The sequence below is a fragment of the Methylocaldum szegediense genome (genome assembly GCF_949769195.1).
Taxonomy (GTDB): Bacteria; Pseudomonadota; Gammaproteobacteria; order Methylococcales; family Methylococcaceae; genus Methylocaldum; species Methylocaldum szegediense.
On the sequence record NZ_OX458333.1, the window covers coordinates 3,879,744 to 3,898,026 of the forward strand.

The 18,283-nt window shown below is 57.6% G+C and carries 15 protein-coding genes and 2 pseudogenes; 11 read left to right on the forward strand and 6 right to left on the reverse strand.

The window, feature by feature from the left end; translation table 11 throughout:
* The first annotated feature begins 197 nt into the window (after positions 1–197).
* Both QEN43_RS16855 and QEN43_RS16860 read left to right on the forward strand, forming a co-directional pair.
* Positions 198–911 carry a C39 family peptidase gene (locus QEN43_RS16855; protein ID WP_317963430.1) on the forward strand — a complete coding sequence of 238 codons (714 nt, stop codon included), beginning with the start codon at positions 198–200 and terminating at the stop codon, positions 909–911.
* A gap of 4 nt (positions 912–915) precedes the next feature.
* Positions 916–2,178, forward strand: coding sequence for a helix-turn-helix domain-containing protein (locus QEN43_RS16860; protein WP_026609486.1), 1,263 nt, complete (start codon positions 916–918; stop codon positions 2,176–2,178).
* Here QEN43_RS16860 and QEN43_RS21850 read toward each other — a convergent pair.
* The gene (locus QEN43_RS21850) at positions 2,088–2,588 is read right to left on the reverse strand and encodes a cation transporter dimerization domain-containing protein (RefSeq protein ID WP_396662811.1); all 501 of its coding nucleotides are present in this window, start codon (positions 2,586–2,588) and stop codon (positions 2,088–2,090) included. The two genes, QEN43_RS16860 and QEN43_RS21850, sit on opposite strands and share 91 nt — an antisense overlap.
* A 91-nt stretch (positions 2,589–2,679) precedes the next feature.
* On the reverse strand, positions 2,680–2,919 hold the full coding sequence (locus QEN43_RS16865) for a cation diffusion facilitator family transporter (RefSeq protein WP_156912667.1): 240 nt from the start codon (positions 2,917–2,919) through the stop codon (positions 2,680–2,682).
* Between the two features lie 245 nt (positions 2,920–3,164).
* Between QEN43_RS16865 and QEN43_RS16870 the strand changes: the two genes are divergently transcribed.
* Positions 3,165–3,803 carry a YsnF/AvaK domain-containing protein gene (locus QEN43_RS16870; RefSeq protein WP_202901088.1) on the forward strand — a complete coding sequence of 213 codons (639 nt, stop codon included), beginning with the start codon at positions 3,165–3,167 and terminating at the stop codon, positions 3,801–3,803.
* A 60-nt stretch (positions 3,804–3,863) separates the two neighbouring features.
* On the forward strand, positions 3,864–4,958 hold the full coding sequence (locus tag QEN43_RS16875; protein WP_162144272.1) for a DUF2382 domain-containing protein: 1,095 nt from the start codon (positions 3,864–3,866) through the stop codon (positions 4,956–4,958).
* Positions 4,959–5,365: 407 nt separating this feature from the next.
* On the opposite strand, the gene QEN43_RS16880 is transcribed toward QEN43_RS16875, so the two are convergent.
* Both QEN43_RS16880 and QEN43_RS16885 read right to left on the reverse strand, forming a co-directional pair.
* Positions 5,366–6,184 carry a hypothetical protein gene (locus tag QEN43_RS16880; RefSeq protein WP_317964082.1) on the reverse strand — a complete coding sequence of 273 codons (819 nt, stop codon included), beginning with the start codon at positions 6,182–6,184 and terminating at the stop codon, positions 5,366–5,368.
* A gap of 36 nt (positions 6,185–6,220) precedes the next feature.
* A pseudogene (locus tag QEN43_RS16885) lies at positions 6,221–7,180 on the reverse strand (IS481 family transposase); the annotation flags it as partial.
* A 524-nt stretch (positions 7,181–7,704) separates the two neighbouring features.
* Here QEN43_RS16885 and QEN43_RS16890 point away from each other — a divergent pair.
* The 4 genes and pseudogenes from QEN43_RS16890 to polX form a co-directional block, all read left to right on the forward strand.
* Positions 7,705–8,664, forward strand: a pseudogene (locus QEN43_RS16890) (IS481 family transposase); the annotation flags it as partial.
* Positions 8,665–9,339: 675 nt separating this feature from the next.
* Positions 9,340–10,101 carry a hypothetical protein gene (locus QEN43_RS16895; RefSeq protein ID WP_026609489.1) on the forward strand — a complete coding sequence of 254 codons (762 nt, stop codon included), beginning with the start codon at positions 9,340–9,342 and terminating at the stop codon, positions 10,099–10,101.
* Positions 10,102–10,540: 439 nt separating this feature from the next.
* Positions 10,541–11,614 (forward strand): RNA 3'-terminal phosphate cyclase, encoded by a 1,074-nt coding sequence (gene rtcA, locus QEN43_RS16900; RefSeq protein WP_026609490.1) that lies wholly within the window; start codon positions 10,541–10,543, stop codon positions 11,612–11,614.
* 9 nt (positions 11,615–11,623) lie between these two features.
* Positions 11,624–13,348 (forward strand): DNA polymerase/3'-5' exonuclease PolX, encoded by a 1,725-nt coding sequence (gene polX, locus QEN43_RS16905; RefSeq protein ID WP_026609491.1) that lies wholly within the window; start codon positions 11,624–11,626, stop codon positions 13,346–13,348.
* A 206-nt stretch (positions 13,349–13,554) separates the two neighbouring features.
* On the opposite strand, the gene yihA is transcribed toward polX, so the two are convergent.
* The gene (yihA, locus tag QEN43_RS16910; RefSeq protein WP_026609492.1) at positions 13,555–14,175 is read right to left on the reverse strand and encodes a ribosome biogenesis GTP-binding protein YihA/YsxC; all 621 of its coding nucleotides are present in this window, start codon (positions 14,173–14,175) and stop codon (positions 13,555–13,557) included.
* Positions 14,176–14,446: 271 nt separating this feature from the next.
* Between yihA and QEN43_RS16915 the strand changes: the two genes are divergently transcribed.
* The 3 genes from QEN43_RS16915 (at position 14,447) to QEN43_RS16925 (ending at position 16,759) form a co-directional block, all read left to right on the forward strand.
* Positions 14,447–15,061 (forward strand): c-type cytochrome, encoded by a 615-nt coding sequence (locus tag QEN43_RS16915; RefSeq protein ID WP_317963431.1) that lies wholly within the window; start codon positions 14,447–14,449, stop codon positions 15,059–15,061.
* 157 nt (positions 15,062–15,218) lie between these two features.
* Positions 15,219–15,866 (forward strand): thiol:disulfide interchange protein DsbA/DsbL, encoded by a 648-nt coding sequence (locus QEN43_RS16920; protein ID WP_036267950.1) that lies wholly within the window; start codon positions 15,219–15,221, stop codon positions 15,864–15,866.
* A gap of 83 nt (positions 15,867–15,949) precedes the next feature.
* Complete coding sequence (locus QEN43_RS16925) at positions 15,950–16,759, forward strand: endonuclease/exonuclease/phosphatase family protein (RefSeq protein ID WP_051331485.1); 810 nt, start codon at positions 15,950–15,952, stop codon at positions 16,757–16,759.
* Between the two features lie 221 nt (positions 16,760–16,980).
* Here the strand turns inward: QEN43_RS16925 and QEN43_RS16930 are convergent, their stop codons facing one another.
* On the reverse strand, positions 16,981–18,210 hold the full coding sequence (locus QEN43_RS16930; protein ID WP_051331486.1) for an ABC transporter ATP-binding protein: 1,230 nt from the start codon (positions 18,208–18,210) through the stop codon (positions 16,981–16,983).
* Between the last annotated feature and the right edge of the window lie 73 nt (positions 18,211–18,283).

Consider the following 18,283-nt stretch of genomic DNA (forward strand, 5'->3'; position numbering starts at 1 on the left):
CGCGCTGCTATATTTTTATTCAGCCGAAACCCGTTTTTCCACGCGCAAAGCGGCTGGCGGGTACACCCCATTCGGGATGGAAAAAACGGCGATCTGTTGGTGATTATGCTTCCATCTACAGGACGAATCCGTGGCTCTGCCAACACTAGGAGAAGGCTGCTTTCGTGAGCGGGCAAGGGCGATACACGGCTATTGTCATGCCGCTTCTTTTAAAAAGGGCGAGCATTTTCATCTTGACCTTGTTGCTCGCCAGCTGCGCCAAGTCTCCGTCAACCACGCTGAACATCGGCGGCGACACCCGGATTCATTTCCCCATCAAATCGATAAAAGCGCTTAGAGACGAAAACGTAGTCAAGCAGGGCTACGACTATTCCTGCGGTGCCGGTGCATTGGCGACGCTTTTGACCTACGGTGTCGGCGACCAGGTTACCGAAGCCGAAATCATGCAGGAGCTTCTTAAAACTTTGCCGAAGGATATCGAGGCGCTGAAGAAACGGGAGGGCTTTTCCCTCGCCGACTTGCAAACGGTAGCAAAAGGCCGGGGACACAAGGCCATGGGTTTTCGGTTGGCGCCGGAATACCTGCCGAAGCTCGGTGGGCCGGCAATCGTTTTCATCAAACCCCGTGGCTATGCCCATTTCGCCGTCTTTCGAGGCGTCAAAGGCGGCCGGGTTTATCTCGCCGATCCGGCGCTCGGCAACGTTCGCATGCCGGCCTACCGTTTCCTGGACATGTGGCTGGACGAAAACGGGAAAGGCGTCATCTTCGTTGTGGAGGCCAAGCAAGGCAAATGGCCTGCGGACTATCCCTTGAAGCTCAAGATTCCCGGCATCGCTCAGCCGGAGGTGCTTACCGCCCGGCAGATGCTGAACACGGGCATCGTCGAATCGAACCTTCCCTCAATCCGATAGAACGATGAAAAATCCATTGACGATCGGCATCAACGGCCCTTTGTGCGTTCTGTTGAGCCTTCTCGCGTTTAGTAGCCAAGCGGCAGAGGATGTGCTGACACTGGACGAAGCGGCACAGTTGTTACGCGCGAAGCCCGAGGACGTAGCGCAGATGGCCAGGCGCAACGAACTTCCGGGTCGACGTATCGGGTCCGAATGGCGCTTCCATCGCACGGCTGTGATGGCGTGGCTTGCCGGAAAAGACCCGGTGGCGGCGGCCCTTTTGTCGGAGCATGCCGAGGACCGGTCCCTCACACCGCCGCAAGAGACTCGCGACAAGCCTAAGGTGCGGTTATTGGCCAGCGCCGATCTGGAACACATCAAAGGACGGGGCGTAGCCTCTTCGACAAACGCTCCGGCGACGGACAAAAAGCCGGAAACCATGGGGCAAAAACCCGAGGAGACTACGGCGGAGCAAGTTTTTCTGCGCGACCAGGGCGTGCTGCTGAAACCACGGCAAATGACCTTGGAACTGGGGTTTCTGTATCAACGTCTGGATCAACACATCGATTTACCGGTGCTTAACGCCAACCGCGGAGGACTTTCCTCATGGAATACCGATAGGGAAGTGGACAGCTATACCTCCGCGTTTACGGTACGCTATGGTCTATTGAAGGATCTGCAGGTGTTCGCGGCGATTCCGCTGCAGCATACCTCGACGACTTGGCGGCAGAGCGATATCGAAACGAGCCGGATACTCGAAAATTTCGATATCTCGGGCACCAAATGGGGCAACGTCACGACCGGCATTCGCTGGGGCGCGTTGCGCGAAGGACTCGGGCACCCGAGTGTCATCCTGAGCGTTACCGGTTCCTTCCCCACCGACGACTGGCCTTATAGCGTCGGCGGCAGTATCGCCCTCACCAAGAGCTATGATCCCGCCATCCTGTTCGCCAATCTGGAGTATCTCCATAATTTCGTCGACGACGAAAAAGACGTGGTGGGCTTCGGATTTGCCGAGGACCGATTCATCACCACATTTGGGATCGCTTATGCCCTCAACGAAACCCTTACCTTGAGCACGCGATTCATCGGCGATTTCGGTACCCGCACCGTGGTCGACGGCCGTTTCGGCTTGCCGTCCACCCAGCGTTATAGCCTTCAACTAGGTATGACGTCTTTGCTTACGGATAACCTCTATATCGAGCCGACGGTACGTTTCGGCCTTAACGGCGACACCCGCAACTTGGCGTTGGGCATTAACCTTCCGTACACCTTCGATCTGTAATCGACAAGGCGGTTTCTGGGTAACCCGGACTTCTCGCCCGGCTTCGCCTCGATAGCGGCGAGACGACGCTTTGGAGTGCGGCATCGACGGAGCGGTACCACATCGTGGCCCGACAACGTCGGGAGCCGCACTTCATGCCGAAGGCTCCTCCTGCTTATTCGTGCCGGAATGACCGGCCGGATCTTGTAACCATGCTCACGGAATGATTTCGTCGCGAAAAGAAGACGGATTTTCCAACGGTTCGATATAGGCCACGATGAGAAGATCCGGGACCGCCGCGGGATGTCGGATTCAAGCCCATCCAGGAGTTTATGTCCCTCGCGGACGGTCATCCTGCCTGGAACGAGCACGTGCAGAGTGAGCAGTCGCTCGGTGGCGGAGACGCAGGCGCGAATGTCGTGAAATTGAATGTCTTGTCGCCGGTATCGTCGAGCACACGTTCAGCGCGGAGGCGTTTCTCGGGCGGGATGGCGGCGCCGAAGAGCCCCGAAAGCGAGCGCGCTATGAGCCGGGTGCCTGCAACCACGATAGTGGCAGCCGCCTGGATTGCGATAGGTGGATCCAGCCATCGGCTGTGGCCCAGACGTCGGTCATCAAATGCTCGCCGTCTGCCTCCAAGGAGAGCGATCCGGACCTGCGCCCGGCCCGCAGTAGCACCCGGGTTACGGTCAAATCGACCAGCACGGCGGTTACCGAAAAGAGCACGCCTAAGCTCAGCGCCTCCAGCGCTTGCGGATGCATCAGGCGATCCCAGGCGCCCAATCGATACTGGCAAAATCCTACCGAACCTGCGTCCCTTTTCAGGGGAACTCCCTGTCGGAATCCGTTTCCAAATAGGAACATCGGCGTTACTTGCTTAGGAATAGAGACATCAGGATGCGAAAAGGAGTCACTCGGGTTTCACGTCGCCAACGCGCATTCGCGGACCGTGACCAGCCCGCCGCCCGGTCCCCCAAAACCGGGAATCACACGATAACCCATACCCCATGGAAAGCGCGCCGCTACCACTCGCGGTAGTCGTCACCACCGACGGATTTCGCGGGGTTGTCGACTCCGAAGTCTTGCCGCTCGCAGAGCAGCCCGCAGTCGCCGTTCGCTTCGAACACGGTGAACGGCTGATTATCCCCGTGAATTTCCTCGACCCGCAACAGGATGGAACCTACGTGCTAAACATGAACTTCGCCGAAGTTCATACCCGCTGGCAGGAAGTACCGAGTCGCACCGAAACGCTGACCATTCCTGTGACGGAAGAGCGATTGGTGCGACAAAAACGTAAGGTGGAAACCGGACGGGTCCGTGTCACCAAGCGGGTTTCCACCCATGTTGAACAGGTCGATCAACCTCTGGTTCAGGAAACGGTGCATGTCGAGCGGGTCGTCGTAAACCGCCCCGTGGACGAACCCGTGCCAGCCCGTCACGAGGGCGACACGCTGATCATCCCCGTATTCGAGGAAACTCTGGTGGTGCGAAAGCAACTTGTGCTCAAGGAAGAGCTGCGGGTGACCCGACGCAGGACGGAATCGCACCGACCGCAACAGGTGACCTTGCGGCGCGAAGAGGTGTCAGTCGAGCGGCTTCCGTCCCGTGCGCAACAGGCGACGGATCTCGAACAGCCCGATGTCTAGAACTGAAATGCCGTGATGTGGTTGAACCGATTTTTTTTACATCCGGACAAGGAGAAAGCCATGATGAACACAGTGGTTGGATTACTGGAGTCGCGATCGGAAGCCGAAAGCGTCGTGCACGACCTCGAGCGCGAAGGCATCGATCGCGATCACATTCATGTTATGACCAGCGATGTCGAATACGAGCGGGAGCTCGGCAAGACCCGCGGAGCCGGGAAAGAATCCGGCCTACGCTTCGTTCTGTCCAAGCTTGGGTTGTTGGAACAGCGGCGGGAAGAAATCGGTCTGCCCGCCGAGGATATCCGGTATTACGCGGAAGGCGTGCGGCGCGGAGGCTTGCTGGTCACGGTCGAGACCGACGAAAAACATGCGGATCGCGCCGCTCAGATTCTGGCTGAGCACGGTGCCGTGGATATCGAAGAGCGCGCGACGCAGTGGCAGCACCCTGCTGGCACGACCCAGCCTGCCGCGGGCAAACCTGGCACCACCACCGGGGAACCAGCGCGTGGCGCCGAGCAGGCCAAGATTCCGGTGGTCGAGGAAGAACTGAAAGTCGGTAAGCGCGCCGTTAAGCACGGCGGAGTGCGCGTTTACACCCATGTCAAGGAGCGTCCGGTAGACGAAGACGTCACCCTACGCGAAGAGCACGTCAACGTCGAACGTCACCGAGTCGACCGTCCCATGTCCGAAGCGGATAAGGCGGCCTTCAAGGAAGGCAGCATGGAGTTCACCGAAATGGCCGAGGAGGCCGTGGCGTCCAAGGAGGCGCGGGTGGTCGAGGAGGTCACCATCAGCAAAGGCGTTACGGAACATACCGAGACCATCCACGATACGCTGCGCCGGACCGAGGTCGAAGTGGAGGAGTTCGGGAAAGGCACGGCCGGACCGTCCCCTGATTTTGCGTCTCTCGATTCGGAATTCCGACAGCACTACTCGACGCAGTTCGGCAATTCCGGGCAGCCTTACGATTACTATCTGCCCGCCTACCGTTTCGGTCACGCGCTGGGTAACAATCCCGACCTTGCCGGCAAAGACTGGACCGTACTGGAACCGGAAGTCCGACGCGAATGGGAAAGAAACCCGTCGGTCGGAAAATGGGACCAGATGAAAAACGCCATTCGTTACGCCTGGGAACGCGCGCGCGGTCATCGCTGAATACTCCCGCTCGCCTTGCACCGAGGGGCTTCTTCAAGAAGCCGCTCTTCATTCGCCATAGGCGCCCGCGAATCCGAAAACCAAGGCAGGAATAAACTCGTTTCGAGTGAAGTCGCAGTGCGGAGCGCCAAAGACCTACTCCGTTTGCAATGGACCGTTCGTGCCTACTGTTCGGGACAATGCTCTTCAAGTTATCCCATTCGGCGTTCCATTGGACATAAATCGTGGAATGGGTAGAGCAAGGCGAAGCCCATCGAGGGTTGATTTACCCCTCGGCTCAGGGCAGGTCTTTCGACCGGCTCGGAGGGGTTACGGCGCACGTAAAGCGCAGTGATAGCTCGTCGGTCAGTGCGGATGTGCGCCTAACCCGGCTCACAGAAATGAATGCCTTCGAAAGCGATTTGGAGTTACACGACTCGGCACCCGTTACGTGCAGCCCCAACGAACGTCACGAGACCCGATGCCAGAAGCCAGAAGGCTGCCGGCAGCGGTACCGGCGAGGGTGACAAATCAGCCAGCCAGTCCTCGGTGTTGCCGTCCGGATTGATGCCGTAACCTGCGATGAATCTCCCGTCGCCCGAAATGCCCAAGACGTTACTGATTGTCCAAGCGGCAAGGTCCAAGCCGTATTCGTCCATCAGCCACTCCTTCACATTCCGCATGCCGTTTGCCTCATCCCAGATGAAGCCCTCGGACGTGAACGTGGATGTGGCGCTGTCGAAATTGAATGATTGCCCCACCACGGTTCCGTCACCGGAAATCGCGTTGGTGTTGCTGTTTTGATAACCCGGCAGGGTGCCGAAGTTCTTCCAGCCACCTTCTTCGGTCCAGACCATGGCATAGTTGAAATCCCCGATCTTTCCTTGACCGGCGATCACCGTACCTTCTTCGGAAACGGCGCTCGCTCCGGAGGATGTCGCTGCGGGCGCGTTCCCAAGGCTGATCATGCCGTCCTCGGCGGTCCAGCGAAAAGCCTGTTGGTCGGTCAGAGTATTGCTTATACCCACAATGACGGAACTGTCCGCGCTGATCGCCTGTGCCCAGCTCCAGACATCGCCCGGCAACTGACCCAAATCGGCCATACCGGTAGATTCAGTCCAGCGGTAACCGGAGCCCAAAGGATGGGCGCTGGTCCGGCTGTAACCCACGATGATTGATCCATCCGCACTGATGCCGCTGGCCCGAGTGAAACCATCGTTGGCATCGAGGCCGCCCAGGCCGGTCAGCCCGGTAGTTTGAGTCCATCGAAAAGCCTGATAGCTGTCAAGTCCCGCAAGATCGTAAACCTTCTTTCGAAAAAGATGAGGATGGGACAGTTGCCAGTTTTTGAGAGCCTGGATCGGGGTGAGATGGCCTAAGGCCTTTTGGGGAATGTGATGATTGTACAGCTCGACATAGCGGTGCAGGGTGGTGTCCAGATCGGCGGTTGAATCGAAGTGATGGGTTTGCAACACCTCCTCGATGCGGCCATTGAAGCGTTCCACCAGGCCATTCGTTTGGGGCCGGCCCGGCGGAATCAGGCGATGTTCGATGCCTTGTTCAGTACAGAGGCGGTCAAACTCATGCGTCCCCGAGGGCTGCCGAGTTCGGGTCAGGAAACGGTCGGTAAACTCCGAGCCGTTGTCGGTCAGGCATTTCTGGATGCGGAAAGGCGCGGCCTGAATCACCGCTTTGAGGAAGTCCTTTGCGCTTAAGGCGGAGCGGTTGGGCTTGAGGGCGACATAGACCCAGCGGGTGGCGCGGTCGATGGCGACGAACAGGTATCGGCGGGGTTCGCCGTCGATGGCGGGCAAGTACTTAACATCCAGGTGAAGGAAGCCGGGCTCATAGGCCTTGAAGGGTTTGACCTTCGCCTTCTCTGTAGGCGGAAGCAGGGTCTTGAGGGACGCCACCCCGTGGCGGCGCAGGCAGCGGTCTAGCCCGGAACGGGACACGGCGGGATTGAGAAATTCCCGGGTCACGGCCAGGAGATCATCCAAGGGGAGGAGCAGAGCTTGGCGGAGGTAGACCACGATGGCTTCCTGGGCGGGCGTGAGCGTGGTTCTGAGGGTGTGGGGCCGGTGTGAGGCATCTTCGACCGAGGAGCGGTGTTTCCACTTGCGGACGGTCGTTCGGCTAATGCCATGCTTTTGGGCCAAGGCGCGCTCGCTCAACGTGGACGCTTGAATGGCCTGCCGAACGGCCGGGGTGGTACGGGCGTTCTTATGAAGACGAATCGGCATGGAGAGAAACCTCACTTGGACGAACCGAATATCTCCTGGAGAAGGCTCCGGGCTTCGAACAGAGCATAACTCCTTCTCGGTAAATAATCATACGAGACGCGACACATAGGGTAAGAAACGAAACCTCATATAACCACGACTTACCTATTCCCCGCCCGGCACCCCATACGGCAATAGCGACACCTATGAGCAGCCCGATGAAAAGCCTATCATGGCATCAGATACGCCCCAGAGGAAAACCTTTACTGCGCCCATGCCTGTAGCTCCTCAACGACGCGCTCGCGCTGGTAAAAAGAAACATAATTCAGGCTAAAGTCGGTTAATAATATAGTCAACGTTGCAATGAACACCGATGCGATTAATGCTGCAGCAATTGGAATAAAAGCCGCCGCAAGTGCACCTCCCACTACGGTTCCTACATGTCGCGTCTCGTGTGATTATTTACCGAGAAGGAGTTATGCTCTGTTCGAAGCCCGGAGCCTTCTCCAGGAGATATTCGGTTCGTCCAAGTGAGGTTTCTCTCCATGCCGATTCGTCTTCATAAGAACGCCCGTACCACCCCGGCCGTTCGGCAGGCCATTCAAGCGTCCACGTTGAGCGAGCGCGCCTTGGCCCAAAAGCATGGCATTAGCCGAACGACCGTCCGCAAGTGGAAACACCGCTCCTCGGTCGAAGATGCCTCACACCGGCCCCACACCCTCAGAACCACGCTCACGCCCGCCCAGGAAGCCATCGTGGTCTACCTCCGCCAAGCTCTGCTCCTCCCCTTGGATGATCTCCTGGCCGTGACCCGGGAATTTCTCAATCCCGCCGTGTCCCGTTCCGGGCTAGACCGCTGCCTGCGCCGCCACGGGGTGGCGTCCCTCAAGACCCTGCTTCCGCCTACAGAGAAGGCGAAGGTCAAACCCTTCAAGGCCTATGAGCCCGGCTTCCTTCACCTGGATGTTAAGTACTTGCCCGCCATCGACGGCGAACCCCGCCGATACCTGTTCGTCGCCATCGACCGCGCCACCCGCTGGGTCTATGTCGCCCTCAAGCCCAACCGCTCCGCCTTAAGCGCAAAGGACTTCCTCAAAGCGGTGATTCAGGCCGCGCCTTTCCGCATCCAGAAATGCCTGACCGACAACGGCTCGGAGTTTACCGACCGTTTCCTGACCCGAACTCGGCAGCCCTCGGGGACGCATGAGTTTGACCGCCTCTGTACTGAACAAGGCATCGAACATCGCCTGATTCCGCCGGGCCGGCCCCAAACGAATGGCCTGGTGGAACGCTTCAATGGCCGCATCGAGGAGGTGTTGCAAACCCATCACTTCGATTCAACCGCCGATCTGGACACCACCCTGCACCGCTATGTCGAGCTGTACAATCATCACATTCCCCAAAAGGCCTTAGGCCATCTCACCCCGATCCAGGCTCTCAAAAACTGGCAACTGTCCCATCCTCATCTTTTTCGAAAGAAGGTTTACGATCTTGCGGGACTTGACACCTATGCAGTTTCATTGTTTTCTTTATCCTTCCAAGGGAACAGTATTAGTTCTGGCGAAAAATAAAAAGAGACGTACTCAACCAGGGTGGGAGATTATTTGATTTTGCGCCGGTGTCATTCCTTTTAAGGCGTCGGAATTGGGATAGGCGTGCGGCATGGCTGCACTCAGTCGTGACCTGTTGACACCGAAGCCAGAAAGGGGGGAGTCAGCTGTCCTTGCAGTTTGGCCGCGCTATCCTGTCAACGGTCCCAAAAATCCCAGGTTCCGCAGTTAATCACGCAAACGTTTGTTTTATTTGATACGCAAGAGGCAGAAATGACACTACAAGGCGCTTTTCATGGCCTTGGAAGGTCCAGGACGGCGAACAGATCGAGTTGTTTCTGTCTGGTCTTGGTGATCCCCGTGTAGGTGCGCTTACCAACGGTGGCGCGGTGCTGCTGTATACGGCGAAGCAGCTCGAGCATAGAGTTTAGGCGGGTAGTAGTGCTCTGTGCCTTCAGTAGCATCCGCATGATTCGATACAGGACCAGTGCGAAAAACAGATCAGGAACCCGGGACAGTCCTTGGTTATTTGCTTGTTGGTTTTTTTGATCTCACCTCAATCGACCACGCTTATCTGGAGAAGCCGCGCAAAGCCTCCTGGGACAGGGTGGCATTCCTAACGTCGCGCTGGTGGCGGGCGGCAAGATCGCCGCCTTCAAGCTGGAACACGTGTGGGGGGAGGCCTTCATCGACTACGTTCCCTCGCGCGGGGCCAAACATCACCAGGGCGACACCTGGGTGCCGCTGGATGCGAGTTTCAAGCTTTATGACTATACGAGCCCTCTAAACATTCCGGCGATTGCGGGGTTCGACAGTGCCGGAGATCTCGCGCAGCTTCTCCAGTCGGCGAGCCTGGATGAAGCCAACGCCAGCGTCACCGGCGTCGACGCCGAATTTCTGAAATCCCGTTTGAGCGCCTATCAGGCCACGCTGGCCGAATACAGTCGGCGTCAACCGCATCCGCTCACCTTGGATCAAGCGTTCGGTGCCAAAACGATTCGGGCCTCGAACCTCCCGACCCTCTCCGGCGCGTTGCCGTATGCGACGATCGCGATCGGGAGCCGCTTCGCGGCCTTACCGGATCAGTTGCGGCACACCGTGACCTTGGAGTTCTTCGCGACTGCACTCGATCGCAGCCTGGCGGCACCCGCATTGACCCAAACGTTTTCCCTGCCGCGCCTCCAACTGCAGCGCCTCGGCATCACCTATGTCCCTTTTGCGCCACCTAACCACAAAGGACAAAACGTATTCGGTGGTGGTGTCGCTGGCGTACCACAGCCAACGTGGGTTCATCTTGCAAGCTCCATAGCTCCACCGTCCGTCCGCCTGAACAGCAGCGGTAAATCAAACGAAGGCCGGACGTCCACGGTAATTTCCAGCGAGCCGATGTAACGACTTCGAATACCACGCCATTCATCGCTCCATAGACCTAGCTGCCTTTTTCCGCTTGTAGCCGTCATAGCCGGCCCGTGTCCACCTTCGCACGTGGATGGCAGCGTTCGCCCATCGACATAGGGGCGTCTCTTCAGTCCTTGGCCTCACGCAACAGTGCGCGGAGCTTGTGCACGATCGCCGCGAAACAGCCGGCTGCAAGCCAACACCGCATCTGCTGACGACCGCTTGCGAGGCCGGCTGGTCAAGTGGGAACAGCCGCCGGGACGCACCGGCCCGCCCTACCAGCGCCAACCGGTGTTGAAGTGGGTCAATCTTCATCAAAGTAAAAAGGGGCCACGGACGTCCATTCGTCGTCCGGGACATCGCTCGGACAAGGTTGACGAGTCACGGTACGTGTAATAACCCTCTCTCCAGCAAAAGCACATTCATGTCTACTATGGATTGCATCGTTATCGACGGTTCCTACGGAGAAGGCGGCGGGCAAATCCTCAGGACCACGCTTTGCCTGTCCGCCATCAGCGGTCGCCCCGTACGTATCGAAAACATCCGCGCTAGGCGCAAGAAGCCTGGATTGGCCGCCCAGCACCTGACCGCGGTGTTTGCGGCGGCCAAGCTTTGCGATGCCGAATTGAGCGGCGCCGAACTGGGCTCCAAGACGTTGACGTTCGCACCGCGGACAAAGCCTAAGGCGGGCGATTATCTGTTCGATGTGGCGGAAGCGAGGCGAGGCGGCAGTGCCGGAGCAGTGACACTGGTACTTCAGACGGTACTGTTGCCTCTGGCTCTGGCCGAAGGCAGTTCTAGGGTGGTGTTTCTGGGAGGAACGCATGTGCCGATGAGCCCCCCCTTCGACTATGTTCGCAACGTGTGGCTGTCTTACTTGAAACTGATGGGCATTCGCGCCGAACTTAGCCTGGAACGGTCTGGTTGGTATCCGGTCGGGCAAGGCGAAATGAGGCTGGAGATCAGCGGAACCCCGGCGGGGGAACGAGAAAAATTACGCCCGCTGACTCTGCCGGAACGGGGCGAGTTAGTCGCGATCACCGGCCGTGCGCTCGCCGCCAATCTTCCCGAACACGTGGCCGTACGCATGGCGGACCGTGCGCAAACCATATTGCGGCGGAAGAACATGTCTTGCGAGATCGACGCGGTTTCGGTTCGAGCAGCCTGCCCCGGTGCGGGAATTTTTCTGGTCGCGCGCTACCAGCACGCTTTGGCTGGTTTTAGCGCCCTGGGCGAACGTGGGAAGCCGGCGGAGCAAGTCGCCGAGGACGTCTGCGCGAAACTTCTGGAGCACCATCACACGAATGCTTCGGTAGACGAGCATTTGGCGGATCAACTGGTGTTGCCATGCGCTCTCGCGGATGGCGAGTCCGTTTATACGGTCGATCCGATGACTCGGCACCTTTCGACCAACGCTTGGGTGGTGGAGCGTTTCGGCGTGGCCGAAGTCGAATTGATATCAACCTCGGCTACGGCCGGTCTGGTGCGAGTTTTTCCGAATCCGTGAGCATCCCGTATGCCTATCCGAAACGCTGATATCGCCGCGATTCTCGAGGAAATCGCCGATCTCTTGGAGATCGACGGTGCGAACGTGTTTCGGATTCGCGCCTACCACAACGCTGCCCGTATTCTCAAAGAGCTTGGTCAGGATGTGCGCACGATGGTGGAGAAGGGCGAGGATCTGACTCGGTTGCCCGGTATCGGGGCCGATCTGGCTGGCAAGATCAAGGAAATCGTCGACACCGGCCGTTGCAAGGTACTGGACGATCTGCACAAGCGTCTTCCGCCCGCCATCGTGGAACTCTTGAGGATTCCGGGGTTGGGACCGAAGCGGGTAAGAGTGCTGTACCGCGAACTCGGTATTCAAACCCTCGAGCAGCTGAGGCGCGCGGTACGTGAGCATAGAATCCGGTCGCTTCCAGGGTTCGGCGAGAAGACCGAAATGCACATCGCTGACGCTCTGGAGGCTCACGGTGGCGGAGTGGGGCGCTATACCCGCGTTGCCGCCGATCAATACGCGGCACCTTTGCTCGATTACTTGAACACGGTTCCCGGCATCGACAAAGTGGTGATCGCCGGTAGCTATCGCCGCGCCAAGGAGACCGTGGGTGATCTCGATATTCTGGCGACCGGTAGCTCGGAAGGCCTGGTGATGCAGCGTTTCGTCGAGTATGACGATGTCGAGGAGATTCTGTCGCAGGGGCCGACACGGGCTAGTGTGCTGCTGCGTGGCGGATTGCAAGTGGACTTCAGAGTGGTTCCTAAGGAAAGCTATGGCGCGGCGCTGCATTATTTCACCGGCAGCAAAGCGCACAACATCGCCATTCGGCGCCTGGGGCAGGAGAGGGGACTTAAGATCAACGAATACGGCGTATTTCGGGGCGACAAGCGCGTCGCGGGCGACACCGAAGAATCGGTTTTCGCCTCTGTCGGACTGCCCTTTATTCCGGCAGAACTGCGCGAAGATCAGGGCGAAATCGAGGCGGCCAAGGCCGGATATCTGCCTAAGTTGGTCGAGTTGTCGGATCTCAAAGGCGATCTCCATGCACATACCAAGGCGTCGGACGGTCACAACACGATTCTGGAAATGGCTCAAGCTGCAAAAAGCCATGGCCTCCAATATCTCGCCATCACCGAGCATTCCCGCCGGCTGACGGTGGCTCACGGTCTTGATCCGGTCCGGTTACTCAAACAGATCGATGAAATCGATAAGCTGAACGAAACCCTGGATGGTATCGTTCTCCTTAAGGGTATCGAAGTGGATATTCTGGAGGACGGTAGTCTGGATCTGCCGGACGATGTGCTTGGTCGGCTGGACATCGTGGTTGGTGCTGTGCACAGCCGGTTTGGCCTATCCCGGATTAAGCAGACCGAGCGGATACTGAGGGCGATGGATCGTCCCTATTTCAACATTCTGGCGCATCCCTCCGGTCGATTGATTGGACGCCGCGAGCCCTATGAGGTCGATATGTCGCGCATCATTCGCAAGGCGAAAGAGCGCGGGTGTTTTCTCGAACTCAATGCCAATCCGGAGCGTCTCGACCTCGTCGACAGCCACTGTCGAATGGCCAGGGAGGAGGGCGTTCTGGTCAGTCTCAATTCCGACGCGCACAGCATTCTCGATTTCCGAAACCTGCGCTACGCCGTCGGACAGGCTAGACGCGGCTGGTTGGAGCCCGGCGACGTGCTCAACACCCGTAGCCTGAAGGAACTGCGTCCCTTGCTTTGCGGTACCCGTTGACATGCAAGGCTGCGGCAGTGCCATCGCGAGATAAACAGGTTGAACTTTTCCGTGTGACAAAAGTCACAAAGGTAAGTGTCAGGAACGACGCGAACTACTCATCTCCTCCCTTTGAGTAGTGTCATTCGCCCGGCATCCCCCAAGCCGGGACTTTGCTCCGAGGTAGTCCCCCCCCTATTTGCCTCGGAGCTTTTTCTTTTTGGGCGTCATTCAGGCCCGCTCGCTCCGGGCAGCCCCAGCCAGCGGTCTAATACCGCCCACGCTTCCTCCAATCCGACACGCTTGAGCGCCGAAAAAATCTGCAGGCTGATCTCCAATCCCTCGATTGTCTTCAACTCGGCTTCGACCGTGCGCAAGGCTTGTAGCGCGGCGCTCCTGCCGAGCTTGTCCGCCTTGGTCAGGGCAATGTGTAGAGGCAAGTCCCAATGACGACACCACTCGATCATGAGTCGATCGAAAGACGTCAGGGGATGGCGGATATCCATCACTAGAAACACACCGCGCAAGGATCGGCGCTCGCTGAAATAGCGCTCCAACGCCTCGCGCCAATTCTTCTGAATCGCCTCCGGTACCTCAGCATAGCCGTACCCCGGAAGATCGACTAACCGTCTTTGGTCATCCAACCGGAAAAAATTGAGCATCCGGGTTCGACCGGGCGTCTTGCTGACCCGCGCGAGCGACTTTTGTTGCGTGATCGCATTGATCGCGCTGGATTTTCCGGCGTTCGAACGTCCCGCAAACGCGACTTCGAAACCTACGTCCTGCGGTGCATTTCTCACGTTTGGGGCGCTCGCCAGATAGCGGGCCTTTTGATAATTGGTATTCATGGTTTCGGGAATGCTGTTGACTTTTATGAGCTACCCGTATTTGATTGGCGCTCTGATAATGAGCCACAGGGCTGACTAATAACCCGGCCCATAAATATCGGCCGGGTTAATCCGGGGCAGGGATGCCCCGGCGCGGCGACAAGCCGCGTGAGCCCAGGCCGGGCGTGTACCGGCCTGGGCGGCGGCCCGTAAATATCAGGAGAGTATTTACGGGCCTGCTTAATAAGTAAGATCGCTTTACTATTTTTAGCTTTGCCGGACAGAGGGGCAAATGATGGGGAAAAGTGCGTTACGTGCATTATCGGTTTGTATCGTGTTGTTGAGTGGTCCTTCCCTCGTTCATGCGCAGGGGAATGCGGCGGCAGGAAAAGAAAAATCAGAGCCCTGTGCCGGCTGTCACGGCGAGGACGGAAACAGCAACGCGCCGATATTTCCCAAATTGGCCGGCCAGCACGCTTCCTATCTTGCGAAGCAGTTGCACGAGTTCAAGACTGAGAAGAGAGTCAACCCGACCATGACCGCGATGGCCGAACCCCTGTCCGATGAGGACATCGACGATATCGCCGCATTTTACGCCCAGCAGAAGATCACGGTCGAAAAGGCGGAAGCGCCTAATGCATTGGGAGAGGCGATTTACCGTACCGGCAATGCCTCGTCCGGGGTTCCGGCCTGTACCGGTTGCCACGGCCCGGACGGCTCTGGTATTCCTTCCGCCCGATTTCCGGCGCTACGCGGCCAATATGCCGCCTATCTGGAAAAAACCCTAAATGATTTCAAGTCCGGCGAGCGAGCCAATGATGCGAATTCTATCATGCGGGCGATCGCGGCTAAGCTGAGCGATGAGGAAATCGCCGCTGTTTCCAGCTACACCTCGGGATTAAGGTGAGAAGGGGCGCCGAGTAGAACAATTTCGGTATTATCCACACATCTTTTATGAGTTTCGGTTTAAAATCCCCACTCGGTGCGGGCTTCTCGATATGCGTCTCACTCGCCTTTCTATCAATTCAGTCTGTAGTTCGGATCATCAGAGCGGAGCTTGTTTAATGAAATCGGCGTTGAGTTTGCTGGCTTGCTTGGTGTTGTTTTCGTCAGTGGTTTTCGGGGCAGCTAAGCCCGAAGAGTTCAAACAAGGCGTCGACTACGAAATCATTGACCCGCCGCAACCGACAGTCGATCCGTCCAAGATCGAAGTCAGGGAGTTCTTCTGGTATGGCTGTCCCCACTGCTATCACTTTGAGCCGGACTTAAACGCGTGGCTGAAGAAGAAGCCGGACAATGTTGTTTTCGTTCGGCAGCCCGCAATTTTCAATGCACGCTGGGCGGCTCACGCCAAGGCGTACTTTACGGCGGAAGCGCTCGGCGTAATCGATAAGGTCCATGCGGATTTTTACGACGCAATCCAAAACAAGAAACAGGCTTTAGAGAGCGAGGCCGAGTTGGCTAAGTTCTTCGGCGAACACGGCGTATCCGAAGACGCGTTTCGCAAAGCCTACAAATCGTTTGCAGTCGATACTAAAATGAGGCAGGCCGAGCCTATGGCGGCCCGCTACGGCGTGACAGGGACGCCTAATGTGATCGTCAACGGGAAATACCGCATCGCTCCTCAGCAAGCGAAGTCGTTTCCGCGGATGATCGCGATCATGAACTATCTAATCGATAAGGAATCCAGCGAAGTCAAGGACGCCCAATAAACGTGTCCATATGAAGAAGTATCCCATTGTGCCGGTGAACCGCCGGCGAGCAGGTTAGGGGTATCGTGTCGTCGAGTACTGTCATGACATCTCGGGCTGTTGCAAGTTCCTTGGAGGCTACCGCGCCGATCAACAAGCGGCGTATCCGATTCGCGAGTTTCAATATTCAAACGGGCATCACGACGTCCAGTTATCGGGACTATATCATCGGGAGCTGGCGGCACATTTGGCCTTCGCAAAAGCGACTCGTGAATCTGATACGCATCGCTCATCTCCTCAAGCCTTTCGATATCGTCGGTTTGCAGGAAGTAGACGGAGGCGGCGCACGCAGCCACCACATCGTTCAAACACAGTATCTTGCGGAAACGGCTGGTTTCGCTTATTGGCATAACCAGGTGAACCGACGTATCGGCAATCTGGCTCTGCATAGCAACGGACTGTTGAGCCGCATCAAACCCGATTTCATTCACGACTACAAGCTGCCGGGCTTGCCTGGGCGGGGTGCCTTGCTGGCTCGCTTTGGCTCCGTGGGAGACGAAGCCTTGTATCTGTGCATTGTGCATCTGGCGTTGAGCCGGCGCGCGCGTCTCAAGCAGATCGCGTTCATCAGCGAGTTGCTGCGTGATCTATCCTTCGTTGTTTTGATGGGAGATTTGAACTGCGAGCCGAATTCGCCTGAACTCAATCTATTGACGTCCGTGACCGAGCTTTGCGACCCGATGTGTGAGCTGAAGACCTTCCCGAGCTGGCGCCCGCACAAGATGCTCGATCACATTCTGGTGACGCCGAGTCTTCAGGTGACAAACGTCCAGGTGATCAACTTCGCCTGCTCCGACCACTTGCCCATCGCGATGGAAGTAGAGTTGCCGGATCAACTGGCAGTCGCAGCCTGAGATGTCGTTCCGAGGCGGATCGCACGTTTGGGCTAGTATCGACTAGGCCTGAAGGAATTTCCGGCCTTATTGAGCGACGCTGAGGTCAAACATACGTAGTTGCCGCGCCAGATTATCCGAGCACGCCATTTTCATACTACTGTAGGGGGCATTCAGGAGTCGCTTAGCAGTCTTTTCTAACGCTACGTGCCGGCCGAGCGTCTTCTTTATTTTCGACCGGTTCAGTCGTTCAAGTGCGAGACTTTCGCGTTCATCACGAATAAGCCGTCGTGGACTTTGCCGGGTTGCTGCTTCACGATTAGGTTAAGCAGATTCCCGGAATAGCCGAGCCAGCCTTCAGCCGAAACGAAGCCTCCCGCGACGCGGTAAATGCCCGGTGTCAACGAGAGGAACGGCAAGCTGAGCCGCAGCCGTCCGACGGACGGTTCGAGAGAAACCTGGTTGTATTCCAGTCGGGAATCGATCGAAGCGACCAACACGCCCGATGGCGTCCAAAATTGCAGTACTAGACCGGCGGATTCGACCGATGTCGCGGCGATATAGCTCACCTCAAAATCTACGGGTTGTCCCGTGAATGCTTGCGTGCCATCGACGTTTTCCCGCCCTTTCACCGTCAAGGTTCGTATCGACGCCACGCCGGCGAAATCCATCGGCATTTGGGGAGGGGTGCCCAACGGCTTGAGCTGCCGGTCGAAATAGCCTATCGACTGGTAATACTTCAGAAACAGCTTGTCGGTGTCGCCGAAAGCCAGGGCTTCGCCGTCGAAAAGGAGCAAGCAGCGGTCGGCTACATGCCGAACATGCATTTCCGAGTGCGATACGAACAATATCGTCGTTCCCTCGCGTTTAAGGCTAACGAGTCGCTCCAGGCAGCGCATCTGAAACGCGATGTCGCCTACCGCGAGGACCTCGTCGACCAGCAGAACGTCGGTCGGAACGCAGGTAGCGATGGAAAACTCGAGCCGAGCGTACATGCCGTCCGAATACTGCCTGACCGGGATATCGAGCGACTTTTCGAGCCCAGCGAATGCCACGATCTCGTCCAATTTGGTATCCGTCTCGCGTTTATCGAGTCCCCGTTGCGCGCACTGGATGTAGATGTTTTCGCGGCCGGTCAACATGGGTTGAAGTCCGGTGCCTATGCGAATAAGGGATTTGATTTTCCCGCGTGTTACGATATGGCCTCGGTCTGGCCTGTAATCCCGATTGACCAGTTTCAGAAGCGTGCTCTTTCCGGCTCCGTTGGGGCCGATGATGCCGATGCACTCGCCGACCCCGGCGGCGAAGGAAATGTCACGCAATGCCCAGAATTCTTCGCGTCGGAGCCTCTCCAGCGGTTTCAGGCGGAGTAAGCTGCGGGACGCATCCTGGAAGCCGTAGAGGAGGTCGGCTTTGAGCGACCGGCGAAATTTCTTTCCGACCTGATCGAACAGAATGGCGGGGCGAGACACGGTTTGTCCGAAGCTTGAGACGGCAACTGAGCTTGTTGGCGATTCGCGTTCTGATGGAAAAGCGGGAAGGCGA

Coding starts and splice junctions, on each gene's coding strand:
- QEN43_RS16870 (WP_202901088.1), top strand. CDS start 3,165: ATGGAAAGCGCGCCGCTACCACTCGCGGTAGTCGTCACCACCGACGGA.
- polX (WP_026609491.1), top strand. CDS start 11,624: ATGCCTATCCGAAACGCTGATATCGCCGCGATTCTCGAGGAAATCGCC.
- yihA (WP_026609492.1), bottom strand. CDS start 14,175: ATGAATACCAATTATCAAAAGGCCCGCTATCTGGCGAGCGCCCCAAAC.
- QEN43_RS16915 (WP_317963431.1), top strand. CDS start 14,447: ATGATGGGGAAAAGTGCGTTACGTGCATTATCGGTTTGTATCGTGTTG.
- QEN43_RS16865 (WP_156912667.1), bottom strand. CDS start 2,919: ATGCATCCGCAAGCGCTGGAGGCGCTGAGCTTAGGCGTGCTCTTTTCG.
- QEN43_RS16920 (WP_036267950.1), top strand. CDS start 15,219: ATGAAATCGGCGTTGAGTTTGCTGGCTTGCTTGGTGTTGTTTTCGTCA.
- rtcA (WP_026609490.1), top strand. CDS start 10,541: ATGGATTGCATCGTTATCGACGGTTCCTACGGAGAAGGCGGCGGGCAA.
- QEN43_RS16875 (WP_162144272.1), top strand. CDS start 3,864: ATGATGAACACAGTGGTTGGATTACTGGAGTCGCGATCGGAAGCCGAA.
- QEN43_RS16860 (WP_026609486.1), top strand. CDS start 916: ATGAAAAATCCATTGACGATCGGCATCAACGGCCCTTTGTGCGTTCTG.
- QEN43_RS16855 (WP_317963430.1), top strand. CDS start 198: ATGCCGCTTCTTTTAAAAAGGGCGAGCATTTTCATCTTGACCTTGTTG.
- QEN43_RS16925 (WP_051331485.1), top strand. CDS start 15,950: ATGACATCTCGGGCTGTTGCAAGTTCCTTGGAGGCTACCGCGCCGATC.